The organism is Antarcticirhabdus aurantiaca, from assembly GCF_009765365.1.
Taxonomy (GTDB): domain Bacteria; phylum Pseudomonadota; class Alphaproteobacteria; order Rhizobiales; family Rhizobiaceae; genus Antarcticirhabdus; species Antarcticirhabdus aurantiaca.
In genome coordinates this window covers 127,161-143,368 of the sequence record NZ_VTOM01000008.1, presented here as the reverse complement: position 1 = coordinate 143,368, position 16,208 = coordinate 127,161, and the positions used below count along the sequence as shown (strand labels likewise).

The following is a 16,208-nucleotide window of genomic DNA, read 5'->3' as shown; positions in this document are numbered from 1 at the left end:
GCGCGACCGGTCGTTCGCCGGCGCCGGACGAGCCCTAGCCCGGGCCGGGGCGGAGCGCCTTGATCAGGATCAATGCTCCTCCCGCTCCCCTGCCCTATCGCCGCTTCGACGCGACAAGAACGGACGGGGCGATGACCGAGGCGACCATGCGGCGCGAGAGCGAGCGCGAAGCCACGCGCTGGATGCGAAGCCTTCGGACGAAGGGCGGCGGGCCGCTGCTCGTCGCCGTCGCGGCGCCGCTCCTGTCCGGCCTGCTCCTTGTCGCGCAGGCGATGGTTCTCGCGAACATTCTCGGCCGGGCCGTGGGCGAGGCGGCACCACTCGACGCGCTTGCGCCGGCGCTGGCCCTTCTCGGCGGCCTTCTCACCCTGCGGGTGCTTCTCGGCCTCATCGGCGAGACCGCGGCGGTCGACGCGGCCGAGCGGATCAAGCTGGCGCTGCGCGGCGCCCTTCTGGCGCGCCTCCTCGCGGCGCAGCCGAACTGGAGCGGCGAGCGCTCGTCCGGCGCGCTGGCCGCGGCCGCGATCGACCGGGTCGAAGCCCTCGACGGCTTCTACGCCCGCTTCCTGCCGGCGAGCATCGCGGCGGCGACGCTGCCGGTGGCCTTTGCCGGCTTCGTTTTGTCCGTCGACTGGGTGGCGGGCCTCCTCTTCCTCGTGACCGCGCCGCTCATCCCCGTATTCATGGCGCTCGTCGGCTGGGGCGCGCAGGCGGCGAGCGACGCGCAGGCCACCGCCTTCTCGCGCCTGTCCGGCCACTTCGCCGACCGGCTGCGCGGCCTCGTGACGCTGACGCTTTTCGGGCGCGGCGAAGCGGAGGCGGAGGCCTGCGAGCGCGCGACCGACGAGCTGCGCCGGCGCACGCTGCGGGTCCTTCGCATCGCCTTCCTGTCCTCGGCGGTGCTGGAGTTCTTCGCGGCGCTCGGCGTCGCGGGCGTCGCGCTCTATGTCGGGCTGACCTATCTCGGCTTCGTCGACCTGCGCGCCGCGCCCTTGTCGCTCGAAGCCGGCCTGTTCTGCCTTCTGATGGCGCCCGAGGTTTATCAGCCCCTGCGCAACATGGCCGCGCACTACCACGACCGGGCGAGCGCCAAGGCCGCGGTGGCGGAGATCGCCCGGTTGTTCGACGGCCTGCCGGCTCTCGACGCCGTTCCTCCCGCCGCGAACGCCGCGACGACACTTGGCCCCTCCGGCATCGAGGCGAGCGGGCTGAGCGTGGCGCTGTCCGACGGTTCGCGGACGATCATCGACCGGGCCGACCTGTCGGTTCCGGCGGGCGGCCGCGTCGCCCTGGTCGGTCCGAGCGGCATCGGCAAATCGACGCTGATCGAGGCGCTCGCGCGACTGCGCGCGGCCGAGGGAACCATCCGCATCGGAGGCCGCCCCCTCGACGCGATCGACGAGGCGACGCTGCGCGAGACGCTGGCCTTCGTGCCCCAGCGCCCGCACCTCGTGTGCGGCACGATCGCGGAAAACATCGGGTTCGGCCGGCCGGGCGCGGATCCCGCCGCCATCCGGGCCGCGGCGGCGCAGGCCTGCGTGACGGACTTCGCCGACGCCCTGCCCGGCGGCCTCGATACGCCGGTCGGCGAGAACGGGCTCGGCCTGTCCGGCGGCGAGGCGCAGCGCGTCGCGCTCGCCCGCCTCTACCTGCGCGATCCAACCGTGATCCTTCTCGACGAGCCGACCGCCCATCTCGACGCCGAAACGGCACGGCGCGTGACGCAGGGCCTCCTCGACTTCGCGCGTGGGCGCACGCTCCTCGTCGCCACCCATTCCGCGGCTCTCGCCGCCCGCATGGACCGGACGCTGCGCCTCGCCGACGGCCGCCTCGTGCCGGTGCCCGCGAGCCGCCCGATCGACGCCAGCAGGGAGGATGCCGCGTGAGCGCGATCCTGTTCTTTCGCCCGCTCTTTCTCGCCGAGCGCGGCCGCTTCGCGGCGACGCTTCTTCTCGCGCTCGTCGCGCTCGGGGCCGGCGTCGCGCTTCTCGGCCTGTCCGGCTGGTTTCTGACCGGCGCGTCGCTCGCGACGGCGGCGTTGTCCTTCAACCTCTTCGCGCCCTCCGCGGCCGTGCGCGGCCTGTCCTTCCTGCGCATCGCGGCGCGCTACGGCGAGAAGCTCGTCGGCCACGACGCGACCCTGCGCGTCCTCGGCACCATCCGCGCCTGGCTGTTCCACCGCCTGATGCCGCGCGTCGGCGCGTTGCGGCCGGGGCTGCGGCGCGGCGACCTCGTGTCGCGCCTGACGGCCGACGTCGACGCCCTCGACACCGCCTTCCTTCTCGCGGTCGGCCCGCTTCTCGGCAGCCTTCTCGTCGGAGCGGCGATGGTGCTGGCGCTCGCGATCCTCCTGCCGGATGCCGCACTGGTCTACGCCGCGGGCTGGACGGCGGCGACGCTCCTCGTTCCCGCCCTCTTCGTGCGCGCCTCGCATCGCGGCGGCGCCGCGGCGGCGAGCGTCGAAGCCGCCGCCATGCTGCGGGTCGCCTGCCTCGATACGATCGACGGTCATGCCGACATCGTCGCCTTCGGCGCCCGTCCGTGGGCCGAGGCGCGATTCACCGAAGAAGCCCGGTGGCTCGGAGCGCTGCGCAAGAGCCAGGGCCGACGCGCCGCCCGCGCCGGCGCAGCGATCCAGGCGCTGGCCGGCGCGACGCTTCTCGGCACTCTCGTTCTCGGTCTTCGCGCCCACGGCGCCGGCGAGATCGAGGGGCCGCTGATGGTCGGCCTGCTTCTCGCGATCCTCGCGAGCTTCGAGGCGAGCGCGGCCGTCATGCGCAGCGTCGCCCGCCTCGCCGAAGCGGAAGCCGCCGCGAGGCGCCTGCGCGAGGCGGCGACGGGCCCGGAGGCGGTGATCGAGCCCGCCGATCCCACGGCGCTCCCGCCGGGCGGCGCAGTCGCCTTCGAGAGCGTTCGCTTCGGCCACCGGGCGGATCGCCCCGTCCTGCGAAACCTCGACCTCTGCGTCCCGGCCGGTGCGCAGGTCGCGATCCGGGGGGCGAGCGGCGCGGGTAAATCGACGCTTCTCCATCTCCTTCTGCGCCTCGCCGAGCCGCAGGCCGGCCGCATCCGCCTCGCCGGCGCCGACATCGCCGCCGTGAGGCTCGCCGACCTTCACGCGCGCGTCGCGCTTCTCGAGCAGAACGCGCCGGTCTTTCTCGACACGGTGCGCGGCAATCTCCTCGTCGGGCGGGCCGATGCCGGCGAGGCGGAGCTGTGGGACGCGCTCGACCGCGCGCGGCTCGGCGACACCGTTCGCGCCATGCCGCGCGGCCTCGACACCGAGCTCGGCGAAGGCGGCCGCACGCTCTCGGCCGGCCAGGCGCGCCGGCTCGGCCTCGCGCGCGTCCTCCTGTCGCGCGCCGCCGTGCTGGCGCTCGACGAGCCGACGAGCGGCCTCGACCGCGAAGCCGAACTCGCCTTCCTGCGCGACCTTCGCTCGGCCTGCGCCGGGCGCACCGTTCTCCTCGTCACCCATGCCGAGACCGAGCCCGGCTTCTTCGACCGGCAGTACCGACTGGTCGACGGCCGGCTGCTGCCCGATCAGTGAGGCGGAAGGCCGGCCACGGCCGCGAGCGCCCGGCGGTCGCAGATCTCGATCGAATGGGGATCGGGCATGGCGACGAGGCCCTGATTGCGGAGCTTGGTGAAGGAGCGGCTGACCGTCTCGACGGTGAGGCCGAGATAGTCGGCGATGTCGGCGCGCGGCATCGGCAGGCTCACGGGACTGGCCGGCAGGCGATGCTCGACGGCCCGGTCGGACAGGAGCACGAGGAAGCTCGCGAGCTTCTCGACCGGCGCGAGGCGGCCGAGGATGAGCTGGTTCTCCCGCGCCTGCCGCAGCGCCGCCCGCGTGAAGCGGTGCAGCCGGTCCTTGAGCTTGGGGAATCGCTCGACGAGGGCGTCCATCTGGCGGACCGGAAAGGCGCAGAGCGCCGCCGCCCCGACCGCCTCAGCGCTCGCCGTATAGATCTCGTCGTCGGCGAGGCCGAGATAATCGCCCGGCAGAAGGAAGCCGGTGATCTGTCGCCGTCCGTCCGGCAGACCGACCGACAGGCGCAGCATGCCGGAGGTCAGCGTGAACACCTTGGAACGCGGATCGCCCTCCTGGACGAGCATCTCGTTGGCCTGAAGGTGCGTCGCCGTCATGATCGATTCGAGCGCCTCGACCTCGTCGTCGGCGAGCGCCGCGCACACCGCCATGGTCCGCACGTCGCAGGTGGCGCAGGCGCCGCACGGAGCCCGGTAGAGCGGTCTGTCGGTTTCGCGCACCGCTCGGATCACGACGGCCATCGGCTCGGCCCCCCTGTTACGAAGTCGACCCACCTATGCCGCTCCCGAACAGGCGAGGCAAACGAAACAGCCGATCGCGAGCCCGCCTGAGGCGTGCCTGCGGACCGGAGATTGGTCTCGGGCGCGGCAACCGCATCCTGGGAGGGAGATGCGGCCGATCGCGCTTGCCCTCAGATCCCGCCTGCGCGACATCGGGAGGCAGGGTGGGCGAGCGTCGTCCCGCCCCTTCCTTCCTGCCGGATGCCGCCTCATGCCGACTCATCAGTCCTGGTCCCACCCCGTGCCGCCCGTCGGTGAGGCCGAGCGCCGCGAGCGGCTCGCCCGCCTGCGCGAGGCCATGGATGCGGCGGGCCATGCGGGGCTGCTTCTCGGCTCCACGGAAAGCCTGCGCTACTTCACCGGCCTCGTCTGGCATCCCAGCGAGCGCTTCTGCGGCGCGCTGGTGACGCGGGACCGGCTGACCTTTGTCGTGCCGGGCTTCGAGGGCTCGCGGGTGGACAGCCTGCCGCACCTGTCCGGCGACGTCGCGCTCTGGCAGGAGGACGAGGAGCCGGCCGAGCTCGTCGCGCGCCTCGTCGGGCCGGCGGGCGTCCTGGCGCTCGACGAGCAGATCCCGCTCTTCCAGTACCACCGCTTCGCGCAGGCGCTCGGGCGCGACCGGCTCGCCGATGCGGGGCCGGTCGTGTCGGCGCTGCGGATGATCAAATCACCGGCCGAGATCGCCCTCATCCGGCACGCCATGGGCATCACGCTGGAGGTGCAGGCGGCGGCGCGGGCCGCCATGCGGCCGGGCGTGCGGGCGTCCGAGATCGTGGCGCTGATCGACGCCGAGCATCGCCGCCGCGGCGCCGACGACGGCTCGACCTTCGCGATCGTGTCCTTCGGCGAGGCGACGGCGCTGCCGCACGGAGCGGACGGGGACCAGATCCTGGCAGTGGGCGACCTCATCCTCGTCGACACCGGCTGCCGCCTCGACGGCTATCATTCCGACCTGACGCGCACCTACACCCTAGAGGAGCCCCCAGCGGAGATCGCGCGGATCTGGGCGATCGAGCGGGAAGCTCAGGAAGCGGCCTTCGCGGCCGCGCGTCCGGGCGCGCCATGCAGCGCCCCGGACGAGGCGGCGCGACGGGTCATCGAGGCCCACGGCCTCGGCCCGGGCTACGCCCTGCCGGGCCTGCCGCACCGCACCGGGCACGGGCTCGGCCTCGAGATCCACGAGCCGCCCTTCATCGTCGGCGGCAGCCGTCAGCTGCTCGCGGCCGGCATGTGCTTCTCGATCGAGCCCATGATCGTCGTGCCCGGGCGATTCGGCGTCCGCCTGGAGGACCACGTCCACGTGACCGAGACCGGGGCCGCCTGGTTCACGCAACCCGCCCGGACACCGTTCGAGGCGCCGTGACCGGCCCGAGCGGCGACGGGTCCATGCGTGAGGCGCCGCGCAGGGCCGGCGCCGCGGCGGCGGCTCGCAGGCTTCGCATCCGGCCGACGGTTGCTTCGACCGATGTCCGGCGGCTGGACACCGCGCCCGCGGATGGACTACCGCAGGGGCCGCCGGAACCGCCCCCCGTCCGGGCGGCTCGGCGCCGACGCCTCCCAAGCCGGATCTCGCCCATGTCCTCTTCCCTGCCCAGGATCGTCGTCGTCGGCTGCGGCCAGTGGGGCCGCAACCACGTGCGCACGCTGCACGGGATCGGCGCGCTGGCCGGCGTCGCCGACCGCTCGCCCGAGCGCGCCGCGGCTCTCGCCGCCGAGTTCGGCGTGCCGGCGCTCTCGCCCGACGCGGCGATCGAGGGCGATGCGGCCGACGCCCTGGTGCTCGCTTTGCCCGCGCAGGCGCACGGCCCCGCCGCCCGCTCTGCCATCGCCGCCGGCAAGGACGTCCTCGTCGAGAAGCCGGTCGCGCTCGATGCCGCCGATGCGCGGCTCACCGCCGAGGCGGCGCGGGCGGCCGGGCGCATCCTGATGGTCGGTCACGTGCTGCGCCACCACCCGATCTTCCGCGCCCTCCAGGCCGAGGTGGAGGCGGGCGCCGTCGGGACGGTGCGCCACGTCGTGTCGAACCGGATGGGCCTCGGGCGCTTCCTCGGCATGGATGCGGTCTGGGACCTCGCGCCGCACGACGTGTCGCTGATCCTCGCGATCGCCGGCCGCTCGCCGGAGCGGGTCGGCGCCGCGCGCCGCACCGTCCTCAGCGACGAGACGGACGAGGCAGACATCGATTTCAACTTTTCCGGCGGGCTGACGGCGGCGATCCGCGTGTCGCGCGTGTCGCCCTATCGCGACCGGCGCTTCTCGGTGGTCGGCAACGAGGGCATGATCACCTTCGACGACCTCGCGCCGGCGGGCGCCAAGCTCGCGCTGTATCGCCACCGGGTCCGGCGGGAGGGCGCACACTTCGCCTTCGCGGAAGCGCAGCCGAGCTTCCTGCCCGAGCCGGCGGGACTGCCGCTGGAAGCGGAACTGCGGCACTTCATCGACTGCGTCGCGACGCGGCGGCCGCCTCTGACCGGCGCGGAGGAAGCGGTCGAGACCGTGCGGATTCTCCAGCTCGCCTCGCCGCTGCGGGGCTGAGGGCGCCCCGCCGGATCAGGCGCGCGCGGCGCGCAGGGCCGGCGCCTCGAAGAGCCGGGTGCGGCCGGGCGCTGCCTCGAAAGCGCGCTCGGCGCGGGCGATGACGCCGCCGCCGAGCAGCTCGGCGCCGGCCCCCTCCCCGTCGAACACGACGCAGGCCTGGCCCGGCGAAACGCCGCTTTCCGGCCCGACGAGCTCGACGACGGCCGAGCCGTCGGCGCCCGCCGAGACGAGCCGCGCCGGCGCCGGGGGGCGCGTCGAGCGCACCTTGACGAAGATCTCGCGCCCTTCGTCCGCCCACGTGGCGGCGGGCTCGGCGCCGAGCCAATTCAGCTCGCGCAGGTCCAGCCGGCGGGTGTCCAGCGCTTCGCGCGGGCCGACGATCACCCGCGCCGTATCCGCCTCGACCTTGACGACGAAGAGCGGCTCGCCGGTCGCGACGCGCAGGCCTCGGCGCTGGCCGATCGTGTAGTGAAGGATGCCCTCGTGGCGGCCGAGCACGCGCCCGTCGAGATGGACGATGTCGCCGGGAACACCGGCACCGGGGCGGAGCGCCTCGATCACGTCGCCGTAGCGCCCCTTGGACACGAAGCAGATGTCCTGGCTGTCCGGCTTCTTGGCGACGGCGAGGCCGTGCCGTTCGGCGAGCGCCCGCGTTTCCGGCTTGGTGAGGCGGCCGAGCGGAAAGCGCAGGAAATCGACCTGCTCGCGCGTCGTCCCGTAAAGAAAATAGCTCTGATCGCGGTCGAGGTCGGAGGGACGGCGCAGCGAGCGGCGGCCGTCCGCCTCGCGGCGGCTCTCGATGTAGTGGCCGGTCGCCAGGGCGTCCGCGCCGAGCTCCCGGGCGGTGGCCAGAAGGTCGCGGAACTTGACGGTCTGGTTGCAGGCGACGCAGGGGATCGGCGTTTCGCCGCGCAGGTAGCTGTCGGCGAAGGGCTCGATCACCGAGGCGCGGAAATTGGTCTCGTAGTCGAGGACGTAATGCGGGATGCCGATCGTCTCGGCCGCGCGCCGCGCGTCGTAGATGTCCTGGCCGGCGCAGCAGGCGCCCGAGCGCCGCGCCGCCTCACCCTGGTCGTAGAGCTGGAGGGTGATGCCGACGACGTCGTAGCCCTTCGCCGCCAGGATCGCCGCGACCACCGAGGAATCGACGCCGCCGGACATGGCGACCACCACGCGCGTGTCGGCGGCGGGCTTGGAAAGGTCGAGGCTGTTGAGGCGTGCGTCGGTCATGGATCGTCGGTTCGGCTCGCGGGCGGCACAAGTCGCGGGATTGGGAGCGCGTCCTTCTAGCCGAACGCGGCCAAAAACGCGAATTCCTGTGGATGAACAGGGGTTGGGAAGCAACGAGGCCTGCGTCAAGCCCCATCACGCAAGTTCGACCGATCTGTTTGACGGATTTTTAAAAGCGGACCGCTAGGGTCTTGTCACGATTGGGTCTTTGATTGTTGTAGAGAGTGCAATGACCGATCATGTGCGACCGCGCGTGAAATACGTCATCGGCCCCGATGGGAGTCCGTTGACGATCGCCGACCTGCCGCCGTCCAACACCCGTCGCTGGGTGATCCGCCGAAAGGCGGAAGTCGTCGCCGCCGTTCGCGGTGGGTTGCTCAGCCTCGACGAGGCCTGCTCCCGCTACACGCTGACGGTGGAGGAGTTCCTGTCCTGGCAGATGTCGATCGACAGCCACGGCTTGGCCGGGCTTCGGACGACGCAGATCCAGGAGTATCGAAAGAAGCTGGATCTGCACTGACCAGACGGAGCTAAAGCGCCCGTCGACCAAAGGAGCCGGCCTCGCGCCGGCTTTTTTGTTGCCTCGCAAAGGAGCCGGGTGCAGCCGCCCTCACGAAAAAGGGCGGCTCGAAGGAGCCGCCCTTGCTTGTTCGTGCCAGGCCCTGGGATGCCCGCGGCTCAGCCGGCGGCGGCGCGGCGCTCCTCGCCGGCATCGCGGGCGCTGTCGCGCTGCTCGAGCTTCTCGGCATTGCCGAGTTCGGCCTCGGCCTCTTCGAGCGCGATCCGGGCGGCGTTCACCTGCACCCGAAGATCCTTCATCGAATTCAGAAGGTTGTCGTGGCGGCCGCGAGCCGCCTTGGCGAAGGTCGGATAGGCGAAGTGGGTCACGTCGGTGATGCCCGACTTCTTCTCTTCCTGCGCGATCTGCGCCTTGAGCTCCTCGGCCATGCGGCCGAACTCGTTCATCATCAGTTCGAGCTGCTCGAGCTGCCGGCGCTTCTCGACGCTTTTGAACCGCGCCAGGCGGACAAGGTTGTCGCGCTTCATACTCCACGTCCTTCGCTCACAAGGGGTCCCGTCGGGACCATCCGGCGCGAGCGCAGGCGGGCTTCGGACAAGGCTCTCGCTTTATCACCTTAACCGCCTGTTTACGCGCACCGTTAATCATAGGGGTCAGGATTTAAGGCGGGGTAAATCGAGGGGAGCAGACTGGCGGCATCGGCGGGAAAAGGCGGCATCCCCTGTTTGGGGCGGTGCCGAACCGGCTTTGCTTCTCGCGTCGCTCGCCCGATCAGCATCCGCCGCCTCGGGACCCTGAGTAATTGTTAACCAATCCGTGCCATGTTTCGGTCGGATTTTAGACAAGATCGACCCTCGCCGATCGTGCCCGTCGGCCGGGTTAGAAAAGGAACTTTGGATGCGCGTTCTTTTGATCGAAGACGACAGCGCGGTGGCGCAGAGCATCGAGCTGATGCTCAAGTCGGAAAGTTTCAACGTCTATACGACGGACCTTGGCGAGGAGGGCGTCGACCTCGGCAAGCTGTACGACTACGACATCATCCTGCTCGACCTGAACCTTCCCGACATGTCGGGCTACGAGGTGCTGCGCACGCTGCGGCTCTCGAAGGTGAAGACCCCGATCCTGATCCTGTCGGGCATGGCGGGCATCGAGGACAAGGTTCGGGGTCTGGGCTTCGGCGCCGACGACTACATGACCAAGCCCTTCCACAAGGACGAGCTGGTGGCGCGCATCCACGCCATCGTCCGGCGGTCGAAGGGTCACGCCCAGTCGGTCATCCACACCGGCGACCTGACGGTGAACCTCGACGCCAAGACGGTCGAGGTCAACGGCCAGCGCGTTCACCTGACCGGCAAGGAATACGCCATGCTGGAGCTCCTTTCGCTCCGCAAGGGCACGACGCTCACCAAGGAGATGTTCCTCAACCATCTCTACGGCGGCATGGACGAGCCGGAGCTGAAGATCATCGACGTCTTCATCTGCAAGCTGCGCAAGAAGCTCGCCAACGCCACCGACGGCAAGAACTACATCGAAACGGTCTGGGGCCGCGGCTACGTGCTGCGCGAGCCGGACGAGGCCCGCGCCGGCGCCGCCTGATCGGGCGCCCGGCGTCCCGCGGCGCCAGCCGCAGGGTCGGACCCGGCGCCCACTCCCCCGGCCGCGACGGCCGGAAAGACCACCAAAGCGCGGCCGTCGGCGGGTGACACCTCCGGCGGCCGTTTCGCGTGCGGATCGAGAGCGTTGGAGCGCCGGCGTCCGGCGGCGCGCACGAGGCCGCGCTTCATGCCGCCTCCGACGCGACGGCGCCGATGAAGGGCGACAGGCCGGCGGCCATCTCGGCGCGGGTGAAGGGCTTGAACAGGAAGCCGTCGACGCCCGCGCGCTTGAGGCGGGTCATGAGGCCGAGATTGGCCTCGACGAGCAAAGCGAGGATCGAGGCGGAGCGCGCATCGGGCCGGGCGCGGCACGCGCGCACGAAGGCCAGGACCTCGTCGGCCGAGGCGGTGGTGGCGGCCACGATCAGGAGGCTGGGCAAACCATCCTTGGCGATCACCGGCTGAGCGTCGGCGACGCAAGGCTGGGCATCGACCTCGAAGCCGAGCTGGAAGACGATTCGCGCCGCGACCTTTCGAACAACGCTCGACTCGTCGACGATCAAACACGTCTTCATGAACCGCTCCCGCATGCCGGCGCCCGCCCTCCGCACGGGAGGATGGGTCGCAGGCTAGGCTGCCCGCCTTTGCGGCGGGTTGAGGAACACGCTCAAAAAAGAATGAAAGGCCTCAGGCCGGCGCCACGGCGTCGGACGCGGCGACCGGCGCCGGCTCGACGATGAAGGTCGCGCTCTCCTCGTCCTGGGACAGCGTGACGGACAGGCCGGTCTCGCGCGCGAGGAGCACGGTATAGAAGGGCTGGATCGCCTGGGCGTCGATCGGCTCCTCGTCGACCTCGTCGTTCAGCCAGCGCACGAGGCGGGCATGGACGCGCAGCGGCTTGCCGACCGCCTTCACCACGAAGCGCGGCTCGGGATCGACCCGTTCCACCGCGATCGAGACCTCGCGCCCGCGCGGAATCGCGGCGTTGGCGACGAGAAGCAGGTTGAGGAGGAGCTTGGCCTGGTTCTTCGGGACGTAGGCCCGCTCGCCCGACCAGACGAGGTTGGCGCGCTCGAAATCCATGAAGCCCTCGGCGACGCTCTTCGCCTCGCCGAGGTCGATCTGCGCCGTGGTGGAGCCGGACGCGCCGAAGGCGATGCGCGAGAACTGCAGCTTGGCGACGGCGCTCTTCAGCGACTTGCGGACCAGCGCCATCGACTCGGCGTCGTCAGGCATCTCGTCGAGAAGCTCGAGCCCGCTCTGGATGCCGAACACAGGCGAGATGATGTCGTGGCAGAGGCGGCTGGCAAGCAGCGACGCCAGATCCGGAGCGGCGAGGTTCGGGAGCTTCATCGTCTTCGCAAGTATGAGGGTCGGCGGGCCGGCGATCGCGTCGTCCCGATCTGAAACGGACAATGAGTCGGGAGCCCGCCCTGCGTCAACATTCCGGCGGGCGCCGCGGCAAGCTTCGGATCGTTCGCGCCGGGCACGGCGCGTCGACGCGTTAGCAACTCGGAAACCATGTTCTGCGCAGGATTGCGAGCCGCACCGCGCGGCGGCGCCGGTCCCGGCGCTCCGCCTCGGCGCATTCCGACGGAACCGAAAAGGACCGGACATGCTGCGCATATGCAACAGACGCTGTGGCCCCCTGGCCGCACTCTTCGGCGCTTTCGCCGTGCTTCTCGCCCTTCTCCCCTCGACCTCGACGGCCAGCGCCCAGCAGGCCGGCTACACGATGGACGAGGTGATCAATTCGGGGCAGCGCTTCTTCGGCACGACGTCCGGCGGGCTCGCCCAGCTCGTCGAGCAGGCCTTCCAGTCCTACGGCGTGCCGAACGGCTACATCCTCGGCGAGGAAGGGGCCGGCGCCTTCATCGGCGGCCTGCGCTTCGGCGAGGGCACGCTGTTCACCAAGAACGCGGGCGAGCACCGCCTCTTCTGGCAGGGCCCCTCGCTCGGCTTCGACGTCGGCGGCGACGGCGCCCGCGTGATGATGCTCGTCTACAACCTTCCGTCGGTGAATGCGGTCTACGGCCGCTTCGGCGGCGTGACCGGCTCGGCCTATCTCGTGGGCGGCGTCGGCATGACCGTGCTCAAGCGCGGCGACGTGGTCATGGTGCCGGTGAAGACCGGCGTCGGGGCGCGGCTCGGGCTGAACGTCGGCTACCTCAAGGTCACGCCCATGCCGACCTGGAATCCCTTCTGACGCGCCCCATCTCGACACCCGGATGACCTTGAGAAACGGCCGCGCTTCGAGCGGCCGTTTTCGCAATGGCGAAGGGCCGAGGTTTCGGGCATAGAAATCGCATGATCCAGACCGGCCTGTTCTTTATTCTCGGGCTCCTCACGGCGAGCTTCGTGGCCCTGCTTCTCGCGCCCCTCGTCTGGCGCAAGGCCCAGCGGCTCGCTTTCCGCGAGTACAGGGCCGAGATCCCCGCCTCGGCCCGCGAAATCCGAGCCGAGATCGACGCCGTGCGCGCCGAAGCGGCCGTGGAGATCCGGCGCCAGGACGTCCTCGCCGCCAAGATTCGTGAAAAGGCCGCGCGCGAGCGGGCCGAAGCCGGGCGCGTCCTGTCGGAGAACGGCGAGCTGCGCGCCCGCCTGCGCCTCGTCGACGACCGCGTCGCGCTTCTGGAGGACGAGGTCGCGCAGGAGCGCGAGCGCCTGCGCCTCGCCGCAGAGGACATCGCCCGCCTGGAGGACGCGCTCGCCGCCGCACGCAGCGAGGCCGACGCGGAGGCCGAGGAGCGCGCGATCCTGACGGAGCGCTACCGGGACCTCGCGGCCCTGGCCGACGAGCGCGAAGCGGCGCTCGAGGCGATGCGGACGCGCAAGGAGCGCTCCGGCTCGCTCTTCACCGCCCGCAGCGAAGCGGATGCGCCGGCTCGGCGCGCCCTCCCCGACCGCGGCACCTTTTCGCGCGCCGGGGCCGACGCCCGTCTGAAGGAGCGCGTTTCGGCCGTCGTGCGCCGCGACGTGCCGCAAGGCGCCGCGACGCCCGCTTCGAAGCCGGAGGCGGGTCCGGCCGCCGCGCTCGCCTCCTTGAAGGCGGACCTGTCCGCCCGCGACATGACCGCCGCTGAACTCGCCGAGAACGGCATCCGCGCGCGCATCGACGACATCGCCGCCCACGTCGTTCGGCTGACCGCCGAGCGCGAGGGCACGGCTTCGCCGGTGAGGAAGATCCTCGATGGCCAAGAGGGCGACGGCGGCTCGGCGCTCGCCGACCGCATCCGCGGCGGCCGCTAGGCTTCAGCGCCGCCCGGCATAAAGGTGGTGGAGAACGATCGCCGCGGCGGTCGACACGTTGAGGCTGTCGAGGCCCGGCGCCATCTCGATCGCGATGCTCTCCATGGCCCCGATCACCGTCTCCGGCAGGCCCTCGCCCTCCGCGCCGAGAAACAGGGCGGACGGCACGGCCGGCTCCAGCGCGGCCAGGAGCCGGGCGCCGCGCGGGGTCAGCGCCAGGCAGCGGACGCCCGCCCTTCGCAGCGTTTCAGCCGCGTCGGCGGCCGAGGCGACCCGCGCGAAGGGCACGGAGAACACCGCACCGACCGAGACGCGGATCGCCTTGCGGTAGAAGGGGTCGCAGGAGCCGGCATCGAGCGCCACGAAGCGGGCGCCGAAGGCGCTCGCATTGCGGAACAGCGCGCCGACATTGTCGTGGTTCGACAAGCCGATGCCGACCACGCCGACGCCGCCCGTGCGGCCGAGCTCGGCGGCGAGCGCCGCGAAGTCCGGCAGCGCCTCGGCGCGGCGGCGGGCGTGGAGAAGCACGCCGCGATGGACCGCGAAGCCGGCGACGGCGTCCATCACCGCGCCTTCCGCGACAAAGACGGGGCAGTCGGGCGGCAGGCGATCCAGGACAGGTTCGAGGCCCGCCAGACGATTGCGCAGGACGAGCAGCGAGACGGGCGCGAAGGCCGCCGCCGCGCCGAGAAGATGGTCGAGAACGACCCGCCCTTCGGCGACGAGCTCGCCCGCCCGGGTCAGATCGCGCTCGCGCACGTCGCGATAGGGCGCGAGGCGCGGGTCGGCCGGGTCGGACACGGGCACGAGCCGGCTCATCGCGGAGAGGGTCCGAGATCGGCGGTGCGGGCGGCTCTCGGCATGTCCGGGCGCTTCCTGTGTCGAGGTGGCGTTTGCGGAGGTTTTCCCCGAGCGGATCCGCCGTGGCAAGTCAGCGCGCCGCGCGACTTGTCCCCGCCCCTTGCGGCCGCGCCTAGGGTCCGGCGCATCGTCGCGCGAGGATATCACATGGACACGACCGCCCACCTGAAGCTGCCCCTGATCATGCCGGCCCAGGCGCAGAAGCACCTGACCCACAACGAGGCGATCGAGGCGATCGACGCCCTCGTCCAGCTCGCCGTGTCGGACGCCGCCGCCTCCGCGCCGCCGGCCGCCCCGACCGAGGGCGCGCGCGTGATCGTCGCGCCCGGCGCCACCGGGAGCTTCGCGGGCCAGGACGGCGCCCTCGCCGCGTTCCAGGCCGGCGCCTGGCGGTTCCACGCGCCGAAAGCCGGCTGGATCGCCTTCGTCGCGAGCGAGAACCGCTTCCTCGCCCATGACGGCGCGGGCTGGGTGCCGCTCGCAGCCAGCGTGCTCAAGGGCATCGAGCGGCTCGGCATCGGAGCGGATGCCGACATCACCAACCGCTTCGCCGTGAAGAGCGCGGCCGCCCTGTTCGATCACCGCGGCGCCGGCCACCAGATGAAGATCAACAAGGCGGCGGCCGGCGACACGGCGAGCCTCGTCTTCCAGACCGGCTATTCCGGCCGGGCGGAAATGGGCCTGTCGGGCGACGAGTCCTTCCGCATCAAGACCAGCGCCGACGGCGCGAGCTGGCGCGAGGCGCTGCGCGTCGACGCGGCGACGGGTGAGACCGTCATCGGCGCCTGCCGCGTGTCGCGCGAGATGCAGATGAACCTCCTGCCGGACAGCGGCCGCTTCAACGGCAACGCCAACAACGCGGCGGTCGCCAACATCACCTACGGCGCGCCGACCTATCTCTCCGCTCCCGCTGGAGGGTCCCTCGCCGGTCACGCCAAGTTCGTCGCCGACAGCGCCGACTATGGCGGCGCCGGTCCGGCCCTCAACGCCGACGTCAAAGCGCTGGTGGACACGATTCGCGCGCCGGCTGCGCGACGCTTCGGCCCGGAATGGTTCGTGCTGCGCGTGAGCCTCGGTGCGACGCTCGCCGAACCCGTCGCGATCGCCGGCGAGAACTTCGGACTTGCCGTCCGGCTGGCCGCGGCGGCCCTGCCCGGCCGCTACACCGCGGCCTATCACCTGAAGGTGCTGTCGGGACGCGCGGCGATCGCCGCCGACGCGCCCACGGCGCAGCGAACCGCCATCGACGGCGCGCCCGTTCCCCGTCAGCCCGCCCTTCTCCAGCCGAGCGACGGCTGGCGCCACGTCGCGATCGAAGGCCTGCCGGGCGCGACCGGAACCGACGAGCGCGCCCTCCAGCTTCTCGGCACGGCCGGCGCGCAGATCCTCCTCGCCCTGCCGAAGCTCATCGCCGGCCACGTCGACCTCCCCCCGACCCTCGGCCTCCTGATGAACCCGCGGCTTTTCGGATAGGGCATGCCGGCCGATGACCACTGCCATTCCTAAGGGACGCAGTGCTCCTCGACCGAGCCAACAGGATCGAGCGGGCGGGAATCGCCGCCCGCTGCCTTGAGTCAGCAGCGGGCCCCTTGTTCCTGGAGATCCCCGAGGCAGATCGTTGCGGAGCATGGTGCCGCGACGTCTGGCCACCACGTGACCAAAGCCTGACGCGCTCCGCCCGGATCAGGCCAGCGTCGGATAGCCAATTTCCTGCGAAACGCCGAACCGGCAGATATCAAAGTAGATGGGAAAATCCGGTGGCACGCCCAAGGGGAATCGAACCCCTGTTTGCGCCGTGAGAGGGCGCATTTGCAACCAATAGGTTAGCCTGTACGAGCCCGCGCTTGCTTGCCATAGCTTTCTAAGCCCCTGTTAAATCTCGG

Annotated in this window: 15 protein-coding genes and 1 tRNA gene; 9 read left to right on the top strand and 7 right to left on the bottom strand. The window is 71.4% G+C overall.

Annotation, left to right across the window (positions count from 1 at the left end):
• Positions 1–59 precede the first annotated feature (59 nt).
• Positions 60–1,886 (top strand): thiol reductant ABC exporter subunit CydD, encoded by a 1,827-nt coding sequence (cydD, locus tag FZN60_RS11750; protein ID WP_246726722.1) that lies wholly within the window; start codon positions 60–62, stop codon positions 1,884–1,886.
• Positions 1,883–3,550 carry a thiol reductant ABC exporter subunit CydC gene (cydC, locus tag FZN60_RS11745; RefSeq protein ID WP_158873668.1) on the top strand — a complete coding sequence of 556 codons (1,668 nt, stop codon included), beginning with the start codon at positions 1,883–1,885 and terminating at the stop codon, positions 3,548–3,550. The genes cydD and cydC overlap by 4 nt, the downstream gene beginning before the upstream one ends.
• Here the strand turns inward: cydC and FZN60_RS11740 are convergent.
• Positions 3,544–4,293 carry a Crp/Fnr family transcriptional regulator gene (locus tag FZN60_RS11740; RefSeq protein WP_158873667.1) on the bottom strand — a complete coding sequence of 250 codons (750 nt, stop codon included), beginning with the start codon at positions 4,291–4,293 and terminating at the stop codon, positions 3,544–3,546. The genes cydC and FZN60_RS11740 overlap by 7 nt on opposite strands.
• Before the next feature lie 250 nt (positions 4,294–4,543).
• Between FZN60_RS11740 and FZN60_RS11735 the strand changes: the two genes are divergently transcribed.
• Complete coding sequence (locus FZN60_RS11735) at positions 4,544–5,695, top strand: M24 family metallopeptidase (protein ID WP_158873666.1); 1,152 nt, start codon at positions 4,544–4,546, stop codon at positions 5,693–5,695.
• A gap of 212 nt (positions 5,696–5,907) precedes the next feature.
• Complete coding sequence (locus tag FZN60_RS11730) at positions 5,908–6,867, top strand: Gfo/Idh/MocA family protein (RefSeq protein WP_158873665.1); 960 nt, start codon at positions 5,908–5,910, stop codon at positions 6,865–6,867.
• A gap of 15 nt (positions 6,868–6,882) precedes the next feature.
• On the opposite strand, the gene mnmA is transcribed toward FZN60_RS11730, so the two are convergent.
• Complete coding sequence (gene mnmA / locus FZN60_RS11725; RefSeq protein ID WP_158873664.1) at positions 6,883–8,100, bottom strand: tRNA 2-thiouridine(34) synthase MnmA; 1,218 nt, start codon at positions 8,098–8,100, stop codon at positions 6,883–6,885.
• A 229-nt stretch (positions 8,101–8,329) separates the two neighbouring features.
• Between mnmA and sciP the strand changes: the two genes are divergently transcribed.
• Positions 8,330–8,620 carry a CtrA inhibitor SciP gene (gene sciP / locus FZN60_RS11720; RefSeq protein WP_158873663.1) on the top strand — a complete coding sequence of 97 codons (291 nt, stop codon included), beginning with the start codon at positions 8,330–8,332 and terminating at the stop codon, positions 8,618–8,620.
• 158 nt (positions 8,621–8,778) lie between these two features.
• On the opposite strand, the gene FZN60_RS11715 is transcribed toward sciP, so the two are convergent.
• Positions 8,779–9,147: a flagellar export protein FliJ gene (locus FZN60_RS11715; RefSeq protein ID WP_158873662.1), complete on the bottom strand. Its 369-nt coding sequence runs from the start codon at positions 9,145–9,147 to the stop codon at positions 8,779–8,781.
• 370 nt (positions 9,148–9,517) lie between these two features.
• Here FZN60_RS11715 and ctrA point away from each other — a divergent pair, with 370 nt between their 5' ends.
• On the top strand, positions 9,518–10,216 hold the full coding sequence (ctrA, locus tag FZN60_RS11710; protein WP_158873661.1) for a response regulator transcription factor CtrA: 699 nt from the start codon (positions 9,518–9,520) through the stop codon (positions 10,214–10,216).
• Positions 10,217–10,400: 184 nt separating this feature from the next.
• Here the strand turns inward: ctrA and FZN60_RS11705 are convergent, their stop codons facing one another.
• Complete coding sequence (locus FZN60_RS11705) at positions 10,401–10,790, bottom strand: response regulator (protein WP_158873660.1); 390 nt, start codon at positions 10,788–10,790, stop codon at positions 10,401–10,403.
• 112 nt (positions 10,791–10,902) lie between these two features.
• Entirely contained in the window at positions 10,903–11,568 is a 666-nt protein-coding gene (chpT, locus tag FZN60_RS11700) for a histidine phosphotransferase ChpT (RefSeq protein WP_158873659.1), read from the bottom strand.
• Positions 11,569–11,830: 262 nt separating this feature from the next.
• Between chpT and FZN60_RS11695 the strand changes: the two genes are divergently transcribed.
• Together FZN60_RS11695 and FZN60_RS11690 are read left to right on the top strand one after the other, a co-directional pair.
• The gene (locus FZN60_RS11695; protein WP_158873658.1) at positions 11,831–12,421 is read left to right on the top strand and encodes a DUF1134 domain-containing protein; all 591 of its coding nucleotides are present in this window, start codon (positions 11,831–11,833) and stop codon (positions 12,419–12,421) included.
• A gap of 101 nt (positions 12,422–12,522) precedes the next feature.
• The gene (locus FZN60_RS11690; protein WP_158873657.1) at positions 12,523–13,464 is read left to right on the top strand and encodes a coiled-coil domain-containing protein; all 942 of its coding nucleotides are present in this window, start codon (positions 12,523–12,525) and stop codon (positions 13,462–13,464) included.
• Positions 13,465–13,467: 3 nt separating this feature from the next.
• Here FZN60_RS11690 and FZN60_RS11685 read toward each other — a convergent pair whose 3' ends face one another.
• Positions 13,468–14,283, bottom strand: a complete 816-nt coding sequence (locus tag FZN60_RS11685; RefSeq protein WP_158873656.1) for a TrmH family RNA methyltransferase — start codon at positions 14,281–14,283, stop codon at positions 13,468–13,470.
• A gap of 189 nt (positions 14,284–14,472) precedes the next feature.
• On the opposite strand from FZN60_RS11685, the gene FZN60_RS11680 reads away from it, so the two are divergent.
• Positions 14,473–15,798, top strand: coding sequence for a DUF2793 domain-containing protein (locus FZN60_RS11680; protein WP_158873655.1), 1,326 nt, complete (start codon positions 14,473–14,475; stop codon positions 15,796–15,798).
• Between the two features lie 285 nt (positions 15,799–16,083).
• Here FZN60_RS11680 and FZN60_RS11675 read toward each other — a convergent pair.
• Positions 16,084–16,165, bottom strand: a tRNA-Glu gene (locus FZN60_RS11675).
• Between the last annotated feature and the right edge of the window lie 43 nt (positions 16,166–16,208).

Coding starts and splice junctions, on each gene's coding strand:
- FZN60_RS11695 (WP_158873658.1), top strand. CDS start 11,831: ATGCTGCGCATATGCAACAGACGCTGTGGCCCCCTGGCCGCACTCTTC.
- FZN60_RS11680 (WP_158873655.1), top strand. CDS start 14,473: ATGGACACGACCGCCCACCTGAAGCTGCCCCTGATCATGCCGGCCCAG.
- FZN60_RS11685 (WP_158873656.1), bottom strand. CDS start 14,283: ATGAGCCGGCTCGTGCCCGTGTCCGACCCGGCCGACCCGCGCCTCGCG.
- sciP (WP_158873663.1), top strand. CDS start 8,330: ATGACCGATCATGTGCGACCGCGCGTGAAATACGTCATCGGCCCCGAT.
- FZN60_RS11730 (WP_158873665.1), top strand. CDS start 5,908: ATGTCCTCTTCCCTGCCCAGGATCGTCGTCGTCGGCTGCGGCCAGTGG.
- FZN60_RS11740 (WP_158873667.1), bottom strand. CDS start 4,293: ATGGCCGTCGTGATCCGAGCGGTGCGCGAAACCGACAGACCGCTCTAC.
- chpT (WP_158873659.1), bottom strand. CDS start 11,568: ATGAAGCTCCCGAACCTCGCCGCTCCGGATCTGGCGTCGCTGCTTGCC.
- mnmA (WP_158873664.1), bottom strand. CDS start 8,100: ATGACCGACGCACGCCTCAACAGCCTCGACCTTTCCAAGCCCGCCGCC.
- ctrA (WP_158873661.1), top strand. CDS start 9,518: ATGCGCGTTCTTTTGATCGAAGACGACAGCGCGGTGGCGCAGAGCATC.
- FZN60_RS11690 (WP_158873657.1), top strand. CDS start 12,523: ATGATCCAGACCGGCCTGTTCTTTATTCTCGGGCTCCTCACGGCGAGC.
- FZN60_RS11735 (WP_158873666.1), top strand. CDS start 4,544: ATGCCGACTCATCAGTCCTGGTCCCACCCCGTGCCGCCCGTCGGTGAG.
- FZN60_RS11715 (WP_158873662.1), bottom strand. CDS start 9,147: ATGAAGCGCGACAACCTTGTCCGCCTGGCGCGGTTCAAAAGCGTCGAG.
- FZN60_RS11705 (WP_158873660.1), bottom strand. CDS start 10,790: ATGAAGACGTGTTTGATCGTCGACGAGTCGAGCGTTGTTCGAAAGGTC.